The following is a 5,732-nucleotide window of genomic DNA, read 5'->3' as shown; positions in this document are numbered from 1 at the left end:
TGACGGCGGCGACGAGGTCGGCGGAGCGCGGCAGGGCGAGGGCGATGAGTTGTTCCGGTCCGGCGCCGTGTTCGATGAGCAGGTGGGCGAGGCGGTTGGGGCGGGTGTTGAGTTCGGCGTAGCTGAGGACGGTGTCGTCGCAGACGAGGGCGGTGGCGTCGGGGGTGCGCGCGACCTGCGCCTCGAACAGCTCGGGTACGAGGGCTTCCGCCACCGGCAGCGAGGTGTCGTTCCAGCCGGCCAGGAGGTCGTGGCGTTCCTCGGGGGTGAGGACGTCGAGGCGTCCCACCGGCTGGTCGGGGTTCTCGACGATGGCTTCGAGCAGGCCCACCAACCGCTTCAGCAGGCGGTCGGCGGTCGCCGGGTCGATGAGGGCCGGCTGGTGGTCGAGCCGCAGCAGGAACCGGGACCCGGGGATGACGAAGAGGGCGAGCGGGTAGTGGGTGGCATCGGTGATCTCGGCCCCGGTGAGGCGCACGTCCCCGTGGACGGCGTTCAGCACCGAACGGTCCAGCGGGTAGTTCTCGAAGACCACGATGGTGTCGAACAGGTTCCCCGAGGCGGTGGGGAGTTGGAGCTCGGTCAGCCCGATATGCTGATGGGGCAGCAGCCGGGACTGTTCCTCCTGGAGGCGGTTCAGCACCTCGGCGACCGACTCCTCCGGACACCAACGTACCCGCACCGGGAGGGTGTTGATGAACAGCCCGATCATCCGGTCGGCACCCGGAAGCTCGGGTGACCGCCCGGAGGCGGTGGCGCCGAACACCGCGTCGCGGCGCCCGGTCAGCCGGCTCAGCAGCAGGCCCCAGGCGCCCTGGATCACGGTGTTCACCGTGACGCCCAGGCGACGGGCGAGGGCGGACAGCGCGTCGGTGAGCCCGGGCCGGAGCTCGGCCCGGACCTGCTCGGGCAGGGCGCTCGCGCCGCCGGCCGCACCGCCGGTCGTGCCCCCGCTCGTGTCCGGCGCGAGCAGCGTCGGCTCCTCGAACCCCGCCAGGGCCTCGGACCAGGCCCGGCGTGCCGCGGCCTGGTCCCGGTCGGCCAGCCACTGCAGGTGTGCCCGGTGCGGGACGGCCGCCGGCAGCCCGGAATCGTCGCCGGACCGCTCGTAGAGGGCGAACAGCTCGGCCAGCAATAGCGGCATGGACCAGCCGTCCAGCAGTATGTGATGGTTCGTCAGGACGAGTCGGCTGCTCCGCTCGCCGAGATGGACGAGCAGCAGGCGGAACAGCGGCGGCCGGGTCAGGTCGAACCGGCGCGAGCGCTCGTCGGTCAGCAGCCGGTTCAGCCGTGCCTCGCGTTCCTCCTCCTCGAAGGCGCGGAGGTCGACCTCGCGGAACGGTGCCTCCACCTCCCGGGCGATGACCTGGACCGGTCGGCGGACCCCTTCGTGCCGGAACGCGGCCCGCAGCGCGGGGTTGCGGCGGATGAGCGCGCGGGCGGCGGCGCGCATCGCCGCCGGGGCCACCGTGCCATCGAGGTCGACGCCGAGCTGGACGGTGTAGACGTCGGGCGCCCGTCCGTCGAAGAGGGAGTGGAACAGCAGTCCCTCTTGGAGCGGTGTCAGCGGGAGCACGTCCTCCACGCGGGACTTGGTCATTCCGATGCACCCCATTCGAGGTCCAGGCTGGCTTCCAGCAGGTCGAGTTCGCTCTGGCTCAACGAGACGAGCGGCAGGTCGGAGGGGGTGCGACCACCGGCGTCGGGCTGTTCCGCGTGCGCCACGAGACCCTTGAGCGCCAGGAACCACCCTTCGGCCAGCTCCCGTATGGCCGTCTCGGTCAGCCAGCCGTCGGGCCAGGACCAGGTGGCGCTCAGGTGCGGGCCATCCGGCAGGTCCCAGGCGACCGCGTTGACCTCCAGACCGTGCGCCGCCGGCATCCCGGGGCCCCGGCCGGCGGCCGGGCCGCCGCCCGCGACGGCGCTGTCGTGCCGGATCGTCCAGTCCCGGTCCTCGTCGGCGGCGAACCGGCCGAGGTAGTTGAACGCGATCTGCGGGGTGGGCAGTGCCGCCAGCGCCTCGGCGGTGCGCGGGTTCAGGTAGCGCAGCATCCCGTAGCCGAGGCCGTTGCCGGGGATCGAGCGCAGTTGTTCCTTGACCCGCTTGACGGCCCGGCCCGCGGCCGGTCCGCCAGCGCACACCTCCTGCCACTCGGCCGGTCCGGCGTCCAGGGCGACGGGGAAGAGGGCGGTGAACCACCCCACGGTGCGGGAGAGGTCCACGCCGGGGGCGAGTTCCTCCTCCCGGCCGTGCCCCTCCAGGTCGACCAGGACGGCACCACCCGCGCTGCGGGCGTCGCGGTCGTCGCGCCAGTGCGCGACGGCGAGGGCGAGCCCGGTGAGCAGCACGTCGTTGACCCGGCCGTGGAAGGCGGCCGGCACGGTGGTCAGCAGCGGTTCGGCGCAGTCGGGCGGGAGGGTGAGCGTGAGGTGCCGCAGTCCGGCCGTGGTGTCCCGGCGCGGGTCCAGCGGGCGGTCGCCGAGGAGCGGGTCGGGGGTCTCCAGGATCCCGGTCCAGAGCGGCAGTTCGCCGTCCCTGGCGGGATCGGCGGCGGCTGCCACCAGCCGGTGGGCCCAGCGCCGGAAGGAGGTGCCGGTGGGCGTCGGAGCGACCGGCTGCCCGTCCGCGGTCCAGGCGGCGGCGAGGTCCGGCAGCAGGACCCGCCAGGACACGCCGTCCACGACCAAGTGGTGCAGGACCAGCAGCAGCTCGCCGGGGTGCCCGGGGCCGTGGTCGAACCAGACCGCCCGGACCATCGCCCTGGACTCCGGCGACAGTCGGTCCGCGGCGGCCGCCGCCCGCTCGGTGACGACCGAGCGCAGCGCCGGCTCGTCGGATCCCGTGACGTCGACCCGCTCGACGCACGGCCCGGCCGGGACCGCACCGGGGGGAGCCACCTCCCACTGCCAGGTGCCGTCCGTGGCGGTGAGCCGGGACCGGAGCATGTCGTGCCGGTCGAGCACGACCTGGAGCGCGGCCGTCAGCCGTTCGAGCCCCAGCCCGGCCGGGACCCGGACCACGACCGACTGGTTGAACGAGTCGATCGATCCGCCGCGCTCCCGCAGCCATCCGACGATCGGGGTGATCGGCACCGGTCCCACCCCCGAGCCGGCCTCCTCTGCCTCGACGGCGTCCGGGTCCGGCCCCGGGACGGCGGCGAGTTCCGCGGCCGTGGGGTGGGCGAACAGGTCGCGCGGGGTGATGGCCAGGCCTGCCTGACGGGCCCGAGCGACCAGCTGGAAGGCGATGATGCTGTCGCCGCCGAGGTCGAAGAAGGAGTCGTCGGCGCCCACCGCCGGGAGGTTGAGCGCCTCGGCGAACAGGCCGCAGAGGAGTTCCTCCCGGGGCGTCCGCGGGGCCCGGGCGGAGCCGTCGCCCGCGAGACCGGGCCGGGGCAGCGCGGCGCGGTCCAGCTTGCCGTTGAGGGTCAGCGGCAGCTCGTCCACCAGGACGACCAGCGGGACCATGAAGTCCGGCAGGTGTTCGGCGGCGTAGCGGCGCAGTGCTCCGGCCGTGGGGCCGGATGCCCGGGACGCCGCTGGGTCGTTGACGAAGGCGCCGGGCGCCTCGCCCGCCCCGGGCTCGGCGGTGAACACCCCGTCGTACGCCGCGGTGTCGTCGTGGTCCTCGGCCCGGGGGTCGACCAGTACCAGGTCGAAGCCGCCGTCGGGGTCCCCGCCGGTCCAGCTCGCCGCCGTCCGGTAGCCGGCGTTCCGGCCCACGGCGTGGAGGTCCTCAGGGTCGATGCCGGTGTCGGCGAGCCGCTCCAGCGCGGTCGCGACCGTGCCGCCGCCCGCCAGGACGCGCGCCGCGGCGAACTCGCCGGCCACGCGGGCGTTCGGCACGCCCACCACCCGGAGCCGGGGCGGCCGTTGCTCGGCGAGCAGAGCGGCGAGGGCCTCCGGCCCCTCGAGGTCCTGGCCCCACCGCACCTGTGGGACGGAGGCGAGGTCCGTGGTCCGTACCGGGGCCTTGTGCAGCACGGCGTCGTACCGGTAGCGGCTCAGCTCGTTGTGGTGGCGGGCGCGCTTCAGTCGTACGTCGACCGCGGCGACCTGTTCGGCGGCGGAGGCGAACGCGGTGAAGAACTCCGGGGCGACGAGCAGTTCCTTCTCCAGGGAGACGGCCCGCTCGACCGCCGCGCGCACCGCGGCGGCGTCCCGGCTCCCGGCGGAGCCGCGGCGGAGGACGACGCCGGTGTGCAGTCCGCGCAGCAGCCGCAGGTCCCGGACGTCCCCCAGGAAGACACGTCCTCCGGGGGCCAGCAGGTCCAGGGCCTGCCGCAGGACCCGCTCCAGGTAGTGGCCGTTCGGGAAGTACTGGGCGACCGAGTTGACGACGATGGTGTCGAAGTGTCCGACGGGCAGTCCGTCGACCGCGTCGGCGGCCTGGCAGCGCAGTTCGACGCGGTCGGCCAGCCCGGCGTCGGCCACCTGCCGGCGCAGCCGGTCGATCACCGGGGCCGAGACGTCGACGCCCCAGTAGGCCTCGCACTGCGGCGCCAGCCGGGAGAGGAGCAGGCCGCTGCCGACGCCGATCTCCAGGATCCGGCGCGGTCGCAGTTCCGCGATCCGGGCGACGGTCGCGTCCCGCCACTCGCGCATCTGCTCCAGGGGGATCGGCCGGCCGTCGTAGGTGCTGTCCCAGCCCGAGAAGTCCTCGCCGAAGGGCTCGGCGGAGTCCGTGTAGAGCAGGTCGTAGACGCCGCGCCAGTCGTCGACCTGCTCCTGTTCCGCCGGTTCCGCCGGGTCAGGGGCGGCCTGTTCGGCCGGGGCGGTCCGGTCGGCCGCGACGAGGTAGGCCACCAGTCGCTTGTCGCCCGGTCGGTCCTCCCGCACGACCACGGCGGCCTGGGCGACGCCCTCGTGCCGGGCGAGGACGGACTCGATCTCCCCGAGCTCGATCCGGAAACCGCGCACCTTCACCTGGGCGTCGGCGCGTCCGAGGAACTCGAGGCTCCCGTCCTCACGTCGGCGCGCGAGGTCGCCGGTGCGGTACATCCGGGTGCCCGCGGGGCCGAACGGGCAGGCCACGAACCGCTGGCCGGTCAGTCCCGGCCGTCCCAGGTAGCCTCGGGCGAGGCCCGCGCCGGAGACGTAGAGTTCGCCGACCGCGCCAGCCGGCAGCGGCTGGAGGAGACCGTCGAGGACGTGACACCGGAGGTCGGCGAGTTCCCGGCCGATCGGGCTGCTGCCGGTCGCGGCGGCCGCGGCTTCGCGGTCGAGTGCCCCGTGGGTGACGTGCACGGTCGTCTCGGTGATGCCGTACATGTTCACAAGCACCGGCGCGTCGTCGGCGTGGCGCTGGTACCAGTCGGCCAGCCGCCCAGGATCGAGGGCCTCGCCGCCGAAGACGACCCGGCGCAGGGCCAGTTGCGCACCGAGCTCCGGGTGGGCGCGGTCCGCCTGGAGGAGTTGGTAGAAGGCCGACGGGGTCTGGTTGAGCACCGTCACCCGTTCGGCGACCAGCAGCTTCAGGAAGTCCACCGGAGAGCGGGTGACGTCGGCCGGGACGACGACGAGCCGCCCGCCGTGCAGCAGCGCGCCCCAGAGCTCCCAGACCGAGAAGTCGAAGGCGTACGAGTGGAAGAGGGTCCACACGTCGTCGGCGCCGAACTCCTCCGCCGCGCCGAAGAGGCGCACCACGTTTTGATGGGGGATCGTGACGCCCTTGGGGGTGCCGGTGGAGCCGGAGGTGTAGATGACGTAGGCGGGGTGGGTGGGTTGGAGGG

At 74.1% G+C, this 5,732-nt stretch carries 2 protein-coding genes; both read right to left on the bottom strand.

Annotation, left to right across the window (positions count from 1 at the left end; translation table 11 throughout):
- The coding region (locus tag ADK60_RS19260; protein WP_159400492.1) for a condensation domain-containing protein at positions 1-1,600 on the bottom strand (1,600 nt) is incomplete at its 3' end.
- On the bottom strand, positions 1,597-5,732 hold a 4,136-nt coding region (locus ADK60_RS45775; protein WP_199839698.1), incomplete at its 5' end, for a non-ribosomal peptide synthetase. The genes ADK60_RS45775 and ADK60_RS19260, both read right to left, overlap by 4 nt.

Origin of the sequence: Streptomyces sp. XY431 (assembly GCF_001279805.1) — a bacterium.
GTDB classification, from domain to species: Bacteria; Actinomycetota; Actinomycetes; order Streptomycetales; family Streptomycetaceae; genus Kitasatospora; species Kitasatospora purpeofusca.
This window is presented reverse-complemented; position numbering and strand designations above follow the sequence as displayed.